This window comes from Methylobacterium sp. AC433 (assembly GCF_979253015.1).
The window spans coordinates 129,486-146,416 of record NZ_CEEDBN010000003.1; the positions used below are offsets into that span (position 1 = coordinate 129,486).

At 67.5% G+C, this 16,931-nt stretch carries 14 protein-coding genes and 2 pseudogenes; 5 read left to right on the top strand and 11 right to left on the bottom strand.

Going from position 1 to position 16,931, the window contains the following annotated elements:
* Positions 1–17: 17 nt before the first annotated feature.
* Genes AC0IWM_RS06540 through AC0IWM_RS06550 form a run of 3 tightly spaced genes read right to left on the bottom strand, consistent with a single transcriptional unit; the run spans position 18 to position 2,461 of the window.
* A complete protein-coding gene (locus tag AC0IWM_RS06540; RefSeq protein WP_471753627.1) occupies positions 18–779 on the bottom strand; it encodes an SDR family NAD(P)-dependent oxidoreductase in 762 nt (253 codons plus the stop codon).
* 39 nt (positions 780–818) lie between these two features.
* Positions 819–2,021 carry an MFS transporter gene (locus AC0IWM_RS06545; protein WP_471753628.1) on the bottom strand — a complete coding sequence of 401 codons (1,203 nt, stop codon included), beginning with the start codon at positions 2,019–2,021 and terminating at the stop codon, positions 819–821.
* Between the two features lie 44 nt (positions 2,022–2,065).
* Positions 2,066–2,461: a (R)-mandelonitrile lyase gene (locus AC0IWM_RS06550; protein WP_471753629.1), complete on the bottom strand. Its 396-nt coding sequence runs from the start codon at positions 2,459–2,461 to the stop codon at positions 2,066–2,068.
* A 130-nt stretch (positions 2,462–2,591) separates the two neighbouring features.
* Here AC0IWM_RS06550 and AC0IWM_RS06555 point away from each other — a divergent pair, with 130 nt between their 5' ends.
* Positions 2,592–3,485 carry a LysR family transcriptional regulator gene (locus AC0IWM_RS06555; protein WP_471753630.1) on the top strand — a complete coding sequence of 298 codons (894 nt, stop codon included), beginning with the start codon at positions 2,592–2,594 and terminating at the stop codon, positions 3,483–3,485.
* Between the two features lie 17 nt (positions 3,486–3,502).
* Here AC0IWM_RS06555 and AC0IWM_RS06560 read toward each other — a convergent pair.
* The 3 genes and pseudogenes from AC0IWM_RS06560 to AC0IWM_RS06570 form a co-directional block, all read right to left on the bottom strand.
* Positions 3,503–4,805, bottom strand: a pseudogene (locus AC0IWM_RS06560) (flavin monoamine oxidase family protein).
* A 268-nt stretch (positions 4,806–5,073) separates the two neighbouring features.
* Positions 5,074–6,180, bottom strand: a pseudogene (locus tag AC0IWM_RS06565) (IS3 family transposase).
* Positions 6,181–6,225: 45 nt separating this feature from the next.
* The gene (locus tag AC0IWM_RS06570; RefSeq protein ID WP_471753631.1) at positions 6,226–6,393 is read right to left on the bottom strand and encodes a hypothetical protein; all 168 of its coding nucleotides are present in this window, start codon (positions 6,391–6,393) and stop codon (positions 6,226–6,228) included.
* A gap of 209 nt (positions 6,394–6,602) precedes the next feature.
* Between AC0IWM_RS06570 and AC0IWM_RS06575 the strand changes: the two genes are divergently transcribed.
* Positions 6,603–8,783, top strand: a complete 2,181-nt coding sequence (locus tag AC0IWM_RS06575; RefSeq protein WP_471753632.1) for a hypothetical protein — start codon at positions 6,603–6,605, stop codon at positions 8,781–8,783.
* 360 nt (positions 8,784–9,143) lie between these two features.
* Here the strand turns inward: AC0IWM_RS06575 and AC0IWM_RS06580 are convergent, their stop codons facing one another.
* Positions 9,144–10,016 (bottom strand): NmrA/HSCARG family protein, encoded by an 873-nt coding sequence (locus AC0IWM_RS06580; protein ID WP_471753633.1) that lies wholly within the window; start codon positions 10,014–10,016, stop codon positions 9,144–9,146.
* Between the two features lie 104 nt (positions 10,017–10,120).
* Here AC0IWM_RS06580 and AC0IWM_RS06585 point away from each other — a divergent pair, with 104 nt between their 5' ends.
* Positions 10,121–11,014 (top strand): LysR family transcriptional regulator, encoded by an 894-nt coding sequence (locus AC0IWM_RS06585; RefSeq protein WP_471753634.1) that lies wholly within the window; start codon positions 10,121–10,123, stop codon positions 11,012–11,014.
* Positions 11,015–11,044: 30 nt separating this feature from the next.
* Here AC0IWM_RS06585 and AC0IWM_RS06590 read toward each other — a convergent pair whose 3' ends face one another.
* The 3 genes from AC0IWM_RS06590 to AC0IWM_RS06600 form a co-directional block, all read right to left on the bottom strand.
* Entirely contained in the window at positions 11,045–11,425 is a 381-nt protein-coding gene (locus AC0IWM_RS06590; protein WP_471753635.1) for a glutathione S-transferase N-terminal domain-containing protein, read from the bottom strand.
* A 105-nt stretch (positions 11,426–11,530) separates the two neighbouring features.
* Complete coding sequence (locus AC0IWM_RS06595; RefSeq protein ID WP_471753636.1) at positions 11,531–12,577, bottom strand: LLM class flavin-dependent oxidoreductase; 1,047 nt, start codon at positions 12,575–12,577, stop codon at positions 11,531–11,533.
* 112 nt (positions 12,578–12,689) lie between these two features.
* Positions 12,690–13,088, bottom strand: coding sequence for a DoxX family protein (locus AC0IWM_RS06600; RefSeq protein ID WP_471753637.1), 399 nt, complete (start codon positions 13,086–13,088; stop codon positions 12,690–12,692).
* 125 nt (positions 13,089–13,213) lie between these two features.
* Here AC0IWM_RS06600 and AC0IWM_RS06605 point away from each other — a divergent pair, with 125 nt between their 5' ends.
* Both AC0IWM_RS06605 and AC0IWM_RS06610 read left to right on the top strand, forming a co-directional pair.
* A complete protein-coding gene (locus tag AC0IWM_RS06605; protein WP_471754114.1) occupies positions 13,214–14,104 on the top strand; it encodes a LysR family transcriptional regulator in 891 nt (296 codons plus the stop codon).
* Between the two features lie 148 nt (positions 14,105–14,252).
* Positions 14,253–15,233, top strand: coding sequence for an NADP-dependent oxidoreductase (locus tag AC0IWM_RS06610; protein WP_471753638.1), 981 nt, complete (start codon positions 14,253–14,255; stop codon positions 15,231–15,233).
* A 979-nt stretch (positions 15,234–16,212) separates the two neighbouring features.
* Here AC0IWM_RS06610 and AC0IWM_RS06615 read toward each other — a convergent pair.
* Complete coding sequence (locus tag AC0IWM_RS06615; protein ID WP_471753639.1) at positions 16,213–16,869, bottom strand: L,D-transpeptidase; 657 nt, start codon at positions 16,867–16,869, stop codon at positions 16,213–16,215.
* Positions 16,870–16,931: the final 62 nt, after the last annotated feature.

Below are 16,931 nucleotides of genomic sequence, written 5' to 3' on the forward strand. Positions count from 1 at the left end.
CAACCGTCGCTGGCCCTTCAGGTGGCGGTGTAGCCACCGTCGACGGGCAGGGCGACGCCGAGGACGAAGCTCGCCGCGTCGCTGCAGAGGAACAGTACCGCCGCGGCGACCTCCTCGGGCCGTCCCAGGCGCTTGTTGGGCTGCTTGCCCATGATGACGTCCATCGCCTCGGGCTGGTCCTTCAGCATCTTGGCGACCATCGGGGTGTCGATGGTCCCGGGGCAGACGGCGTTCAGCCGGATGCCGCGCGGGGCGTTCTCCAGGGCCGCGCTTTGGGTCATCCCGATCACGCCGTACTTGGTGCCGTGATAGGCGGCGAGACCGGGATTGCCGATGAGGCCCCCGATGGACGAACAGTTGACGATGGCGCCGCTGCCCTGGGCCTGCATCTGGCGCAGTTCGGCCTGCATGCAGTTCCAGACGCCGCGCAGGTTGACCGCCATCACCCGGTCGTAATCCGCGTCCGGCACGTCCACGACGTCGTTGGCCGGGATCTGGATGCCGGCGTTGTTGAAGGCGGCGTCCAGGCGGCCGAAGGTGTCGACCGTGCGGCGGACCATCGCTGCGACCTCGTCCGCCTTGCTGACGTCGCAGCGTACGCCGAGCACTCGATGACCAACGGCCTCCAGCCCCTCGGTGGCGGCCCGCAACGCCTCCTCGTTGTGGTCGGACAACACCACGGCGGCGCCGGCCTCGGCGAACATCCGGGCGGTCGCCAGACCCACGCCCATGGCGGCGCCGGTGACGAGGGCGACCTTGTTCTCGAAGGTGATCTGCACGGGGAGCTCCTGGGCGTCGGATTCAGGGATGTTCGAAGTTCAGGCGTGCGGCCGCTGGCGCCAGGCGAGCACGGCGACGAGGGCCGAGGCGCAGAGCGCGGCGGCGGCGACCGCGAAGGTGGACCGGTACCCGCTGGCGTCGTAGGCGAAGCCGCCGAGGGTGGCGCCGAGCGCGATGGCCAGTTGCACCACCGCGACCAGCAACCCGCCGCCGGCCTCGGCCTCGTCGGGCAGCGCCCGGCTCAGCCAGGTCCACCACGCCACGGGCGCCGCGGTGGCGATGAGCCCCCATCCGGCGAGCAGGAGCGCCGACGCGACCGTGGAACCGCCGACGACCGTCAGGGCGATGGCGATGGCCGCCATCAGGAGGGGCATGGCGATGAGGAGGCTGAACAGGCGCGTCTTCAGCAGGAAGCCGATGAGGTAGGAGCCGACCAGACCCGCCGCCCCGGTGCCGAACAGGATCAGGGAGAGCGTCGCCACCTCGACGTGCGGGACCGTTTCCAGGAACGGACGCAGGTAGGTGTAGAGCGCGAACTGCCCAAGGAAGAACAGCGCCACCGACAGCATCCCGAGGGGCACCTGGCGCCGACGCAGGACCCGGAACACCGTACCGCTCTGAGCAGCCCGGTCGGAGGGCATCGCGGGCAGGCTCACGAAGAGCCATACCAGCGTCACGGCGCCGAGCGGGACGACGCAGAAGAAGGCGCCGCGCCAGCCGATATAGGCGCCCAGGAAGCTGCCCAGCGGCGCCGACACCGTGGTCGCCAGGGCGTTGCCGCCGTTGAGCAGGCCCAGCGCCCGCGGAAGCTCCGCCGCCGGCACGAGGCGCATGACCGTCGCGGTCGACATCGACCAGAAGCCGCCGATGACGACGCCGACCAGGGCGCGCCCAGCCATGAACATCGCGGTGTTCGGCGCTAAGGCCACCATCAGGCCCGAGACGATCATCAGCCCGGTGAGCACGAGCAGGACGATGCGGCGATCGATTCCGCGCGTCGCCGTCGAGATGACGAGGCTGGTGAGGACCGCGAACAGGCCCGAGACCGCGATGGCCTGGCCGGCATGCCCCTCGGTCATGTGCAGGTCGGCCGCGAGCGGCGTCAGCAGGCTGACGGGCATGAACTCGGAGGCGATGAGCGTCGCGACGCAGAGGGTCATGGCGAACACCGCGCCCCATCCGCGGGCCGGCGTCTCGCGACCGAAGGCGACCTCGTCCGCGCAGGCTTGGTTCGGGTTCATGGGCAGGCCGCCCCTTCCTGGGTGTTCGAGGTCGAGGGCGGGGATCAGCCGCCGTACTGCTGGTCGGAGACCTTCTCCATCCAATCGACGGGGCTACCGTTCAGCGCCTCCTGGATGGCCATGTGGCTCATGGCGGTGGTCGGGCCGGCACCGTGCCAGTGCATCTCGCCCGGCGGGAACCAGACCACGTCCCCGGGACGGATCTCCTCGATGGGACCGCCCTCGCGCTGGACCCGGCCGCAACCCGCCGTGACGACCAGGGTCTGGCCGAGCGGATGTGTGTGCCAGGCCGTGCGGGCGCCGGGCTCGAACGTGACGAGGGCTCCGCTGGTGCGGGCCGGCTCGGTCGCGCCGAAGAGCGGATCGACGCGGACGGTGCCGGTGAACCACTCGTCCGGGGCCTTGCCTGAGGGCTGCGAGCCCGCGCGCTTGATGTCCATGGTCTCGCTCCGTCTTGATCGATGGACCGGACGCGCGAGGGCCCCGGCACTGCTGGACTGGAAATTAGCGCCTGGAAGCGAACTCGATTAGATGCTCAAATGAACATGGGGTCATGAGCGAGGCTTATGGGTGTTGCGCGAGAGCCTGAACGACCTGAGCGCGTTCGTCGCCGTGGCGCGAGCAGGCAGCTTCACGAAGGCGGCCGCGCAGCTCGGAGTATCCCAACCGGCCCTCAGCCAGACCGTTCGCGCCCTTGAGGTGCGTTTGGGGATACGGCTTCTCGCACGCACCACGCGAAACGTATCGACCACCGAGGCCGGCGAGCGCCTCCTCAAGGCCGTGGGGCCGCGCTTCGACGAGATCGAGGCGGGCCTCGTCGACCTGGCCGAGATACGCGGCAAGCCCGCCGGGACCATTCGGATCACCGCGGACGAGCATGCGGCGCGAACGGTTCTCTGGCCCGCCCTGCGCCAAGTCCTGCCGCACCACCCGGACATCAAGGTGGAGACCATCGTCGATTACGGCCTGACAGACATCGTCGCCGATGGCATCGACGCCGGCATCCGGCTGGGGGGGACGGTGGCGAAGGACATGGCCGCCGTTCGGATCGCTCCCGACATGCGCATGGCGGCCGTGGCGGCGCACGCCTACCTCGCGGATCGTCCGGTGCCACGGCGCCCCGAAGACCTCACGGACCATTCCTGCATCAACTTGCGCCTGCCCACGCTCGGAGGGCTCTATGCCTGGGAATTCGAGAAGGGCGGCCGGGACGTCCGCGTCTGGGTCGAGGGGCAACTCGTCTTCAACACGGTCACCCTCATCCTGGAGGCGGCGCTCGACGGGTTCGGGATCGCCTACCTGCCGCAGGACCAGATTCAGGCCGGCCTGGACGACGGTCGGCTCACTCGGGTGCTGGATGATTGGTGCCCGCCATTCTCAGGCTATCACCTCTACTACCCGACGCTGTGCCGGCCGTCGCCAGCGTTCGCCGTGCTGGTCGAGGCGCTGCGCTACCGGGAATAAGGTCGCCGTAGGGCCGCTCACGTTCCCGTAGCGACGAGAGGGCCTCGCAGCCGCAGGCCGTGCCTGTCCCGAAGCGCCCCCATCGCCTCGTCGGCAGCCCTTTGCCCGCTATCGTGGGCCCCGTGGGCGGTCGTGAAGTCGAAGGGGTGGGTCGCCTCGCCCGCGAAGAAAAGCCGGTCCTCGAAGGGGCGGGCCAGCTGTGCCCGCGCACCGGATCGGCCCGGCAGGGCGCAGCTATACGCTCCGCCGATGGAGGCCATCCGGCTCCACGACGTCGCCGCGAGCGGCCGGATCGCCGAGGCTACGTCGCTGCCGAACAGGGCGGCCAACTCCGCCGAAACGAAGGCGAAGCCGGCGGCTGGGCCTTCCTCCTCCATGATGCGGGCGCCATCGCCCCCGAGGAAGGCCTCGATCACCGGCCATCCGTTGGGTCGGATCGAGTACGCGGCAGCCCTTGAGTCGTGGAGGTTGCCGTAGGCATGCGAGTCCGGCTCGAAAGCGGCCTCGCGCCCGATCTCCAGGAAGACCTTTTCGTTGCGACCAAGCGGCAGGGCGGCGGCCGCCTCGCGCCACGGGTCGACCCCGGAGGGAAGGCGGATCGCGTCGCCCGCCAGGACCGCGGTCGAGACCGTGAGGATGGCGGCCCCGGCGCGGACGATGCCGGCGCGGGTGGTGACGGCGACGCCGTCCGCCGTCAGATTGATCCGCTCGGCGGGGGTGGCGAGGCGCAGCGTCGTCGAGGACGGCAGGCTGGCGGCGACCAGCGTGCCGTAGCCGAGCGGCAGACGCCAGTTCCGGCCGGTCGAGGCATCGTCGTAGGCCAGGTAGTCGGCTGCGGAGATCTGCTCGGGCGCGACGCCGCTCATGAAGCCGGCGATAGCCCGCACGTAGGCGTTCCATGTGCCGCCGGGCTCAAGCGCGTCGCTCGCCCGGTTCAAGCGCGTCGCTCGCCCGGTCGCTGCCCGCCGCGGCCGAACGGAGCCGCTCCTCCCAGTCGCCGAATGCCCGTTGCGCCGCCTCCTGGGCGTCCTCGTCCTGGGTGATGCCGGGATGGGCCTTCGTCCAAGGCGGCTCGCCGCGGTCGACCGGGAAGCCCGACGTTTCGGCGATGTCGACTCAGGTATTGCGGTCGCCCGAATGGAGCCATTCGCACCCGAGGTCGAGCGGGTATCCGTCGATGTCCTGCGTGTGTGCGCGGCCCCCAAGGCACGACGACGCCTCAAGCAGCAGGGCCGATGACCCGTGGGCCGCAAGTCGTCGGGCGGCGCCGATGCCGGCGGCGCCTCCCCCTATGATGATGACGTCGAACGTGTTGTCCATGGAGCCAAGGTGAGGTCTGCCGACACGGCTTCCAAGATTGATGCGCAAGTTGCACCGCAGGTCGTAGGAACACCACGCGGCTCGATGGGCTTCAAGCCGCGACCCCGCCGTCCTCCGGCCCGCGCTTCCGATAGCGCCCGGCGCCCTCGCCGACGAAAGACCGCCGGCGGTACATCCGCTCGTCGATGTGGCTTGCCCCCATGCGGTTGCCCAGGTTCGAAGTTAGTGCATCGTCGGTCTGGAGTTGACCCGGTTTGTGGTCCACGGCCTATGCAAGTTCTCGGGCTGTGACAGTTTGATTGGCGAAGGCTCGGGGCGTCAAGCCGCCCAGGGCCGTGTGGGGTCGATCTTCGTTGTAGTGGCACCTCCATTCCTCGATGCGCTCGCGGGCATCGGCCAGCGACAGGAACCACGAGGCGTTCAGGCACTCCGCCCGTAGACGACCGTTGAACGACTCGATTGTTGCCGTTGTCGGTCGGCTTGCCCGGTCGGGAGAAGTCGATCTCGACCCCATTCAGGTAGGCCCATTGGTCGAGCATGCGACCGGCAAACTCAGGTCCGTTGTCTACCCGTAGATTTTTCGGTCGACCTCGCAGCCTGACCAAAGCGTCGAGCGCCTCAGTTACCTGAAAGGCGCGGAAGTTGGCTCTCGGTGTGAGCGAGAGCGCCTCTCGCGTGTGGCAATCGACGACGGTCAAGATCCGGAACGGACGTCCGTCGAAGATGCGGTCGGACATGAAGTCCATGGCCCAGACCTCGTTGGGGCCGCCAATCGCCGGTCGCCCCTGGCGGTAGCGCCAGGCTCGCTTGCGCTTGGGCAGCTTGGACCGGATCGACAGCCCCTCGTCGCGGGTTGTTCCGGTAGGTGCGCTTGTGGTTCACCTTCCAGCCCTCCCGTCGCAGCAGGATGTGTAGACGCCGGTAGCCGTAGCGGACCCGTGCGGCAGCCAGCTCCTTCAACCGCATCCGCAGCGCGACCTGCGGATCAGAGCGCTTGGTATAGCGCTGGGACGAACGGCCGAAGCCGGTGGCCAGACGGGCCCGACGCTCGCTGATGTCGTAGGCCACCTGCAGGTGACCGGCGACCTCACGGCGAACGGCGGGCCTCACCACTGATCCTTGAGCACATCCTGCAGCATCGAGCGATCCAGCGTCAGGTCTGCGACCAACCGCTTGAGCTTGCCGTTCTCGTCCTCCAGCTGCTTCAGCCGCCGGATCTCAGGCACGCCCATGCCGACGAACTGCTTCTTCCAACGGTAAAACGTCGGCTCGGATACACCCATCTCGCCGCACAGACCTCGTCCACCGTCGCACCGTTCTCCGCCTGCCGCAGGGCAAAGGCGATCTGTTCGTTCGTGAAACGCTTGCGAGGCATGGCATCCTCCCTCCTTCAGGGTTCAGGATGCCCGAAAACTTGCGTTCAGCGCAGACCAGTTTGATCGGTCAGGGTCACTACCATGAGCTGCATCGGCTCGAATGGCGTGACGACGAAGTCGTGGCCCCAGGCGCCGATGAGGCTCGACAGGGAGGCGGTGGCCACACCCGTGCCGGCGAGGAGGGCGACGGCCGGTAGGATTGCGCGCATCATGATGGATCACTCCCGCTTCGATCGATGTGGCTTCGCAGGCATGGGCCGGGCGGTTACCGGGATCGTGCCGCGCGCGAACGCCCGCACCGTAACGGAGCGACGACCGCGAACGAAGGACCGGCAGGACGAAGGGAAATTGCCATGACGTCGTGCCCGATCCGACCGATGCGGCGACCGTCGGCTGCGATCCCGACCGGGGCGCCGTTACGATGAGCGATGGACAGGTGACGTCACGGGGAAGCCGGCGGAGCGCCCTGCGCCTCGCCGCGAGCGGAATCGTCAGGCTGAGACGTGGGACCCTGCACGCGCTGCGCACCGCTGCCCGGATCGCCGCCATGCTGGTGATGGCGGCCCTCGGCATCCTGTTCCTAAACTACGTCGTGCTCTCGACGGACAAGGCGCGCGCATACCGCGACCTCGACCCGGGCCTCGCCGAGTGCCGCGAAGGCCTCGCGCAGGGCTGGGCGATCCTGGCGGATACCGGTCGCGAAACTCTGCGGAAGGCGATGCCGTCCGACGGCGACGGATCGGTCGATACCAGCAACGACGAGGGTGCCGCCGTGGCGGCGGATGCGCGCTGGGCGATGCGCTTGCGCTGCGCCCTGCAGCGACACCTCGTCCCGGCCCGCGAGCCCAGCGGACGGGACCTCGCCTATCATCTCGGTTTTATCGAGTTCCAGGAGGACGGCGAACCCTATGCGCTGGTCTCCCGCGAAGGGGCGAGCGACACGGCCATCGACAGCGCGATGCTCCGGCACGCCATGGACGACGAGATGCGGGCCAAGGGCATGCCGGCTACGATGATCAAGCCGGTCATCACCCAGCTTGACGCCCTGAAGAAGCACCTGTCGACCGGTTCGCACTACGTGATTGCCTTCGTCCACGGCTGGCGGCACGACGCGCGGATCGGCGACGGCAACGTCGCGGACCTGCGCCTCTATGCAGCCCACGCTGCCCGGTTCCTGGCGCAGCGCTGTCCCAGCGACCCGAGCGTTTGCGACATGGACGTCACGGCGATCTATGTGGGGTGGCGTGGCGCCCGCGTCGACGAGCGCGGCCTGCGGCTTTGGTTCGGCGACGCGGTCGGCGGCTTTTTCGGAGGCCTGTCGGCCGGCGCCACCCTGTTCGACCGGAAGCCCGTGAGCGAAGCGATCGCCCCCGGGGCGATCTCGGCGCTCCGCACGATCGAGACGACGCTCAGCGCGCCGGGCGCGCACAACAAGCTGATCGTGGCCGGGCATAGCCTCGGCGGCAACATGCTCGCTACCGGGCTGAAGGACGAGGTCGTGAAGGCGGTGCGCCGCCACCGCTTCGGGGAGACGCTGCCGCCGGTGCTCGGCAACCTCGTGGTCCTGATCAACCCAGCCTCTGAGGCGAGCAAGTGGACAGCGATCCAGCACGAGGTCTGGACCCACCTCGCCGACCATGCCGACGCGCACACGTCGGCCTCCGAGGTCGTGCGCGGCGACGGTTACTTTCCCTCCGGCCAACGGCCCGTGCTAATGTCGGTGACGGCGGCCCTGGCCTTCCCTGCGGGCGGCTTGCGCCCCGGCGATTGCGCCTGGATCGGCCTCGATGTCGACGACGGCTTCGCCCCCGCCCGTAAGAGGATCCGGAGCCGGCTCGCAGCGACGGACGGCATGTTCGATGCTGGCGTCGACTACGATTGGGCGACCCACGATCTGTTCCCGACCTTTAAATTCGATTTCCGCCCGGCGGCGGGCTACCTCGACCGGGTGGCGGCGCGGTTCGAGGGCCGTCAGCCGCGAGGTGAGAGCTGCGCTCCGCCGCCGCCCGTCGGCCTCGCGGCCGGATTGCTCACGCTGCCGCTGCGTACCCTGTCGCTGCTGGCCGCGACTTTCCCATTCCAGAACGCCGCCCGGGAGGATTCGCACACCATCGGCAACCTCGACCCGCCGCGCCCGGCCGCCGGGGTGCTCGCCGATGCCCAGCCCTCGGCTGCGCCCTTCGGCACGACCCATGAACTCATGGGCCTCGACGCCCCAGGCCTCGAACGGCAGCATCCCTACGCGACGCTCGCCGACGCCGCCCTCGACTGCCCGCGCTCGGACCATTGGCTGACCCGCGCGCGGCTGGCGCGCGCTGACCGGCGCGGCAACTTCTGGGACAGTACGGACCTCGCGCCGAGCGGTTCCGGTGAGAACGGCCCGGCCGCGCGTTTCCTGCACGGCCTCCAGCTGACCGGCATCGCGCCGATCACCCGACCCAACGACCCGTTCTGGAACGTCCGCGCCTTCGACAACGCGCTGTCGCGCCACGACGGCTACCGGCTGTCCTCGTTCATCTGTGCTCTGAACCAACTCGTGATGGACGACATCACTGATGCGCCGTCGTCGATGAGTGATCACCGAGACACCCTGACCCCATAGAACCTGTCGTGAACGGCAGATTTCTCAAGAGTTCGCCCCATAGCGGACGGTCTCAAATCCACCCCAAGCGGTCCTACTGCTTCCGACCCATGCCGGCCGTTTAGACCAGCTGTCGGCTTTCCCCAAAAGGAGCCGTTTGTCGGCTTTCAGCCAGATTCCGTTTGGGTGGTGTGTTGAACCCTAACCATTCGCCCCGAGGCGGGCGTTTGGCCAGTCTTTCGCCCATCGCGACGAAACAATGGGCGAAACGCCTAAAGAGCTGGACTCAACCGGGACTGTAAGGCTGCCCGGGATATAGCCCGTGAGGCCGAAGCCTGCGCGGCCCATGTGTCGCCGACCTCGATGTTTCGCGAAGAGATTTCAGGCGATCGCCGCGGCCTGGGAAGCGAAGTCGCGGTAGGAACGCAGCGGGCGGCCCAACAGTGCGGTGAGACGGTCTACATCGCCGGCGTCGGGCAGCATTCCCACGCTGTGGAAGCGCTCGCACATCAGGCGCATGTCGTAAGCCATCCAGCCCGGCACGTGCTTCTGTCGGAGGTTCTGCTCGAAGGCAGCGGTGTCGTCGCCACCGTAGTTGATCGGGCGGCCCAGGACGTCGGACCAGATGGCGGCGACATCCGAACCGGTCAGCGTCTCGGGACCCACGACATTGATCCGCTCGAAGGGGAGCGGAGTTGCGGCCTGCTCGCGACGGATGAGTTCGAGGGCCGCGATCTCGCCAAGGTCGGCGGCGTCGACCATCGCGAGCCCCTTGCGCCCGATGGGCATCGGGTAGACGCCGTAATCGCGCACGACGTCCTTGATCATAAAATCGTTGTTCATGAAGTAGGCCGGGCGCAGGACGGTTGCGTTGAAGCCCATAGCCTCGATCATCCGCTCGACCGCGAATTTGCCCGCGAAGTGCGGCACGTTCACGTAGAGGTCGCTGTGAATCACCGACAGGTAGATGATCCGCTCGATCCCGGCCTCGCGGGCGAGATTGAGGGCGATCAGGGCCTGGGTGACCTCGTCGGGCACGACCGCGTTCAGAAGGAACAGGGTAGAGACACCCGACAGGGCGATCCGCATGGCGTTGACGTCGAGCAGGTCTCCCTGGACCGCAGTGATGCTCGGCGGCAACTTGGCCTTGGCGGTGTCACGAACCAGGGCGCGCACGTTGGCGCCGCGCTTCACGAGGTGTTCGACGACATGGCCGCCGACGGTGCCGGTCGCGCCGATAACGAGAATGGTCATGGGGGTAACTCTTGGTTTGCCTCTAGTGACATCCAGAAGATGCTCGATCCACTCGCGACCCGGAAGATGGTCGGTTAAGACAGTCCGTCTCGCTGGTGGAACACATGGATCTCCTCGCCCTCGTTGATTTTAACCTCGTCGCGCGTCATGGAGGCTTCGGACGGGCTGCCCGCGCCTCTGGACGCCCGAAGGCGACCCTGTCCCGCCGTGTCGCGGAACTGGAGGCCAGTCTCGCTCTGCGCCTTTTCGAACGCGGGGCACGCGTCCTGAAGCTGACCGAGGAAGGCCGGGCGCTCCACGAGCGGACGAGGGTGCTACTAACGGAGCTAGACGAGACGGCGGCGGTCATCGCTTCGGGCGGAGGCAAGCCACGGGGCCGGCTGCGCATCAGCGCGCCTGTGTTCTTCTCCCAGTCCGCGATGGGGAAGCTCGCCGCGGGGTTCGCCCTGAAGCACCCCGAGGTCCGGCTTGAGGTCACTACGGAGGACCGTGCCGTCGACATGGTGGAGGAAGGCTATGACCTCGCGATCCGGGTCAATCCCGATCCGGATGAGAGCCTGGTCGGACGCATCTTCCTGAGGGACCGTCTGGTCGTCGTGGCGGCTCCGAGCCTGCCTCGGTCAGAGAGCGATGCGGCCGTGCCCGCCGTCGTGCGCGGGTCGATGGGAGACTCCATGACTTGGCCCGTGCGATCACCAGCGGGCAAGTCGAACGTCATCGCCGAGCCCGTCCTCGGCCTTCCATCGCTGATGATGGTCCGCGATGCCGTCCTAGCTGGCGTCGGCGCCGGGCGCCTTCCCATCTCCCTCGTCAGCCATGACCTGGCTGCCGACAGGTTGGTGCTGTGGGGCGATCTCGACAGACCTGAGATCGCCCTTTGGACCCTCTACCCGTCACGGCGGCTGCTGAGCGCGCGGGTGTCCGCGTTCCTCGACCACCTCAAGGAGGCGTTTCCGATGGGAACGGCCGATGAACTGGCCGCCCATATCAGCGGATGACGGACCAGGCCGGATGAAGGTGGCCGGGTATTAGGCCAACTCCGCCTGTTTCTTGAGTTGCAGGTTCTCTCGGAAGAGCGATTGCATGCCCTTGTAGACCCCGTCGAGATAGGACCGGTAGGTCGGAAGGGCGTCGGGATCGACGCCGGGTAGCTTGGCGAAATGGGCAACGATGGCGTCGGACTCGGTCGTGAACCGGCCAGGCGTGAGTTCGGCCGTGGGGAAGGTGACCTTCTCGACGACGGGTGCGAGCAGCGCGCGGATCTTGGTCTCCTCATCGTCGCCGGGCACGAACTCCCGCAGGACGACTTGATCGAGTTGGCCGGTTTCCAGCAGGAACAGGCGGACCTTCAGGCAGAACGGGCAGCCGGCCTTGAGGTAGATCGTCGGCTTGAACGTGGCATCGGTCATGGTCGTACGTCCTTGGGGTTGGTGGGCTGGTCTTTCCGGCGGTCATCGGCCGGGCGGGTGATGTCAGGCCGCAGGGCCGGCCATGGCCGTAGGCGCCGTTGTGGGTCACGCGGTCTGAGCGAGTTGCGCCTTGACCCTTGGGATCACCTCTGTGCCCAGCAGCGTGATCGACCGCCGCATGGCGTCGAGCTCCTGCATCGCCGAACTCATCTGGAACGTCAGGCGGGAGATGCCCCCCAACCCTTCGCTGGCCGCAAGCGCCTTTGCCGCGACCGTTTCCGGGGAGCCGATGAGGTAGGCGCCGTAGGGACTGCACATTGCCTCGAACTGCTCGCGCATGTCCGTGCTCGGCCATCCCCGTTCCGCCCCGATCTTCCCAAACGATTGCGCCCATCCCGGAAAGAACGCCTCCTGGGCATCCCGGTCCGTATCGGCGACGAAACCGACCGCGTGCACGCCCACCTTCAGGGTCTCCGGGTCATGGCCAGCCTGACGTCCGGCCTCGCGGTAGAGGTCGACTAAGGGGCGGAAGCGCTGGAAGCTGCCGCCGATGATGGCGACCATCAGGGGCAAGCCAAGGGTGCCCGCGCGGGCGAAGGAGGCCGGGGTCCCGCCGACGCCGATCCAGATCGGGAGCTTGTCCTGGTGCGGGCGCGGGTAGACACCCTGGCCGGTCAGCGGCGGGCGGAAACGGCCGCGCCAGGTGACGTGGGTCCGGTCGCGCAGCGACAGGAGCAGGTCGAGCTTCTCGACGAACAGCGCATCGTAATCCTCGGGGGCGAAACCGAAGAGCGGGTAGGCCTCGCCGAAGGAACCGCGCCCGACCACGATCTCGGCCCGCCCCTTGGCGATTAGGTCGAGGGTGGCGAACTCCTGGAAGACGCGGACCGGGTCGGCGGCGCTGAGCACCGTGACGGCACTGGTCAGGCGGATGCGACTGGTGCGGGCTGCCGCGGCCGCGAGGATGATGGCGGGCGCAGAATCGAGGAATTCCGCCCGATGGTGCTCGCCGATGCCGAAGACGTCGAGCCCGGCGCGGTCGGCAACCTCGACCTCGTCGAGCAGCCGCTCCATCCGTTCCGTCGCCGTGAGGGTGCGACCCGTCTTCAGGTCGGGAAGCGTTACGGCGAAGCTGTCGATACCGATTTCCATGGTGGATGACTCGATGTCCGTGACTGAGGGGCCGAGGGGACGCCCTGGGGTCATCCATCCTCGTAGGCGGAGGCCGAGGCGGGCTGGCCGCGACCTCCCAGCCGGTAAGGGCTCAGGGGCGACCGAGAACCGCGAGTATCTGATCCCGGCGCAGCCAGGCCAAGGTCGCCGTCAGGGCGAGCAGCACGGCGGCCGGAGCGGCGGGCGTGGGTAGGACTGTAAGATGGGCCAGAATGGCGCCCGCCATGGTGCAGGCAAGCCAGAGCGCGGCGAAGGCTGCGTATCTGGGGATCAGCAGGGCGATGGCACCGGCGACTTCCACGAGGCCGGTGACGATGCGGAACCACTGACCGACGCCGATGAGGTCGTAGACCTGCACCATCATCGGCACGCCAGCGAGCTTGGCGCCGCCGGCGGCCAGGAAGACCAGGGCTAGGAGCACCTGCAGCGACCAGGCGACGATGTTGAGCTTGCGCGACGGGGCGGGGGAGGCCGTGAGGGTCTGGGACATGATGGACATCCGGTTCGAGGTGGCCGACCGCGGAAGCGGCTTGGCTGTGAGCAAAAGAGCTAAGCTCCTCGCATCCCCCATCGAAGCCTCTATCTTTCGATGAGTCCCATCACCTGGACAGATGGATACTCGATCAGCTCACCCTCGACCAGTTGCGAACCTTCGTCGCCGCCGTCGACACCGGTAGCTTCTCGGCGGCCGGGCGCAAGCTCGGGCGAGCGCAGTCTATCGTCAGCCAATCGATGGCCAACCTTGAGGCTCAGTCCGGCATCAAGCTGTTCGACCGGTCCAGCCGCTATCCGGTCCTGACCGAGGCCGGCGGCGTGTTGCTGGCCCATGCCCGTGCGACCGTGGCGGCCGCCGAGACCTTCAAGTCGCACGCCAGGGACCTCGCCGGCGGCCTGGAGCCGGAGGTGAGTATTGTCCTCGACGTCCTGTTCCCGATCCAGGTGTTGACGGCCGCCGTGGTCGCATTCCAGCCGGCCTTCCCCACGACCCCCTTGCGCATCCAGGTCGAGACCCTCGGTGCGGTGATCGCGCCGGTTCTCGACGGACGCTGCGCCTTCGCGGTCGCCGGCGCCACGCCCCTGCTGCCTCCCGAGCTCGCGCGCGAGGCGTTGTGCCAGATCGAGTTGGTGATGGTTGCCTCGCCCGCGCATCCGCTCGCCCGACGAACCGGGACTATCCCGACGTCCGATCTGGCCGAGCATGTCCAGTTGGTCCTGAGCGACCGGAGCGAGCTGACCAAGGGGCGCGAGTTCGGCGTATTCTCCCCGAGGACCTGGCGTTTGGCGGATCTCGGGGCCAAGCACGCCTTCCTGCGCTCGGGGCTTGGCTGGGGTGGGATGCCCCTCGACGTCGTCAAGGATGATCTAGCCAGCGGCCAACTCCTGCGGCTGGACATCGCCGCCCTACCCAAGGGCGGCCTGTTCCTACCGATGTGGGCCGTCTACCCCATCGAGCGCCCGCCCGGCCCAGCGGGTCGCTGGCTGATCGCACAACTGGCCTCGCGGTGAAGAAGGTCCCATCGCCAAGGCCGGAGGATCGATCCGGCTGAGGAGACGGCTGGAACACCAACGTCTCATTGATGAGACAGCCCATCCCAAATCGCCAGTCTGCCGAGGGGATCCCGGACACGTACCTTCCGAAGGGAAGGAGAATCCCATGTCCCAGTCAGACTATCTCGCGCGCAATGAATCCGATTTCGAACCGGCCGCCTTCGGTAGGGCCTTGCGGCTTCATGCCTACGGCGGTCGGGAAAGCCTCGTCATTGACCGCGTGCCTGCGCCCGTTCCGGGCCCCGGCAAGATCCTGGTCCAGGTCAAGGCCGCCGGAGTGAACGGCATCGACTGGAAGATCCGTGAGGGCTACGTCCGCAACAAGTTCGAGCTTTCGCTGCCGGCGACCATCGGCATCGAGATGGCCGGCGTCGTGTTGCGGCCCGGACCCGGCGTCGTAAACGTCAAGCCCGGAGACCGCGTCCTGGCCGCCCTTGGTGGCTGCGGCGCCTATGCCGACCATCTGGTCATCGACGCGGAGAAGTTCGTCGCGATGCCCCCGACCCTGACGGACGTCGAGGCTGCGGCCATCCCCGTCGCGGCGATGACGGCTTGGCATGTGATCCAGGCTGCGGATTTCGATCTCGCCGGGCGACGGGTGCTCATCCATGGGGCGGCCGGAGGTGTGGGCGGCTTCGCCGTCCAGTTCGCGAAGGCGGCCGGTGCATCGGTCTATGCCACGGCCTCGACGACGAGCCTCTCCCATGTACGGGCCCTCGGCGCGGACGCGGTGATCGACTATCGGCAGGAGGAATTCGAGGCGCACGTGCAGGACGTCGATCTGGTGATCGATCTCGTCGGCGGGGCGGTCGTGCACCGGTCCTGGGCGATCTTGTCGCCTGACGGCCTCCTCGTCAGCATCGCCGCGCCGGACGTCGTATCGCGTACGCCCCAAGGCCGGCGCGGCGTCTTCCTGTCGAATAGGCCCGACACCGCGCGTCTGGCGACAATCGTCCGGCAGGTGGCCGCTGGTACATTGCGGTCGACCATCGCCGAGGTGGTGGCCTTCGATGAATTGCCTTCCGCAATCGAGCGTAATCGGACCGGGCATGCGCCAGGTAAGATTGTTGCAGATCTCACCCGGTGAATTCCTATGCAAATAAGGTGTCCAAGCAGGGCCTAAAAGAGCCCGCAATGGCTGGTAGGCGTTCGCCGAGGCTAGGTCCGCTTCAATCCTTTTGTCATCCAGAAGCAGACGGGCAGGAAACCACCCGACCCGGACGTAGGTCATCCTCTACCAAGCTGCCGCGAAGCGGACGTTCCTAGGGTCTGCAAAAGGTCGACACCGGACAGTTGCCTACCTGCAAATGAATGTCGGCTGCCAGGCGGTGCGTTAATGTCCGCTCCTGGCGCAAGGCACCCATCGTCATCCGTGTCGGCATTGTTTTCCAGCAGTTCAACCTCTTCCCGCACAGGACGGTTCTGGAGAACATCGCCCTGCCTCCTGTGCTGGTCGATCAGGCAGCGTAGGACATCGCCGACCTCGATCGCGTCGAGACCCTCGGAGTAGGTGGAGAAGCTCGACAGGTCGCTGAACCAGACTCACCGCCGTCTTCTCCACCGGCGGGATACGCTCAGTGCCATTGAGGAAGGTTGCGGCCGTCGCTTGGACACCCTCAACGCGAACGAGATGCCTCGAACCCAATCATCGCCGGCATCATCCGGAAGGCCACCTGCCGACTTACGGGCCCCGTGACATCCATGCGACGGCGGGGTCCGATTACGGGGTGTTCTGTTACTGCGTCCTTACGGCTCTACGCCCTCGGAATGCACCTGGAGGAAGGCAGCAGCCGTCCGCTCGAAACTCGGTTCGATCGATGCGCCGAAGATGTCCCCGCACTGGCTGAACTTAGCAGATACGGCGAGGGCAAAGCCACATCCTGGTTGTCGAACCTCGTTCGAAACCTAGACGACTGGAGGGTCAGAAAACCTGAATGGCCATCCGTTTCTCGTACGGTCGCGCTCCTGCCCCGTTTGAGGCTTTTGATTGAACCGACGAACTTGGTAGATCGGTGCCGACAAACTACCCGCTCCCACCGACAAACTTCCCGCTCTCGCACAGGTCCCTAGCGCACCACCACCTTCGCGCCGATCGGAACCCGGTCGTAGAGGTCGACCACGTCGGCGTTGAGCATGCGGATGCAGCCCGAGGACACCGCCTGACCGATCTTCTCTGGCTCGTTGGTGCCGTGGATGCGGAACAGCGTGTCCTTCTTGCCTTCGGCGAGGTAGAGCGCCCGGGCGCCGATCGGGCTCGTCGGGCCGCCTTCGAGGCGCTTCGGCAGGTCGGGCCGGCGGGCCAGCATCTCCGGCGGCGGGTTCCAGTCCGGCCACTCGCCCTTGCGGTCGACCTCGGCCGTCCCGGCCCAGGCCATGCCGGCATGGCCGACGGCCACGGGATAGCGCACGGCCTTGCCGTCGGGCAGCACGTAGTAGAGCCGGCGCTCCTTGGTGACCACGATGACGGTGCCGGGCGCCTCCTTCGTCGGATAGTCGACGGTGGCGCGGGCGATCTTCGGATCGACGGGCGCGGTGGGCGCCAGCTTCATCCAGGCCTTGTCGCGCTCCGGTCCCGCCAGGGGTGCCTGGGCGGTCGCGGGAACCGGCGTCGCGGCGGCGACCTGCAGGGCCGCCGGGCCGGTGGCCTGACTCGCCGTCCGGGTGTTGCAGGCGCCGAGCGGCAGCAAGGTGCCGAGGAGCAGAAGAGTGGCGGGGGCGCGCATGGGTCAGGGCCTGTCTCGACCCGTCGCTGTTCCGACGCGGTCTGATCGATTCGTGTTCGAAC

Excerpts from the sequence above, each read along its gene's own strand:
- AC0IWM_RS06545 (WP_471753628.1), bottom strand. The coding sequence starts at position 2,021 with ATGAACCCGAACCAAGCCTGCGCGGACGAGGTCGCCTTCGGTCGCGAG.
- AC0IWM_RS06550 (WP_471753629.1), bottom strand. The coding sequence starts at position 2,461 with ATGGACATCAAGCGCGCGGGCTCGCAGCCCTCAGGCAAGGCCCCGGAC.
- AC0IWM_RS06570 (WP_471753631.1), bottom strand. The coding sequence starts at position 6,393 with ATGATGCGCGCAATCCTACCGGCCGTCGCCCTCCTCGCCGGCACGGGT.
- AC0IWM_RS06575 (WP_471753632.1), top strand. The coding sequence starts at position 6,603 with ATGAGCGATGGACAGGTGACGTCACGGGGAAGCCGGCGGAGCGCCCTG.
- AC0IWM_RS06580 (WP_471753633.1), bottom strand. The coding sequence starts at position 10,016 with ATGACCATTCTCGTTATCGGCGCGACCGGCACCGTCGGCGGCCATGTC.
- AC0IWM_RS06585 (WP_471753634.1), top strand. The coding sequence starts at position 10,121 with ATGGATCTCCTCGCCCTCGTTGATTTTAACCTCGTCGCGCGTCATGGA.
- AC0IWM_RS06590 (WP_471753635.1), bottom strand. The coding sequence starts at position 11,425 with ATGACCGATGCCACGTTCAAGCCGACGATCTACCTCAAGGCCGGCTGC.
- AC0IWM_RS06595 (WP_471753636.1), bottom strand. The coding sequence starts at position 12,577 with ATGGAAATCGGTATCGACAGCTTCGCCGTAACGCTTCCCGACCTGAAG.
- AC0IWM_RS06600 (WP_471753637.1), bottom strand. The coding sequence starts at position 13,088 with ATGTCCCAGACCCTCACGGCCTCCCCCGCCCCGTCGCGCAAGCTCAAC.
- AC0IWM_RS06610 (WP_471753638.1), top strand. The coding sequence starts at position 14,253 with ATGTCCCAGTCAGACTATCTCGCGCGCAATGAATCCGATTTCGAACCG.
- AC0IWM_RS06615 (WP_471753639.1), bottom strand. The coding sequence starts at position 16,869 with ATGCGCGCCCCCGCCACTCTTCTGCTCCTCGGCACCTTGCTGCCGCTC.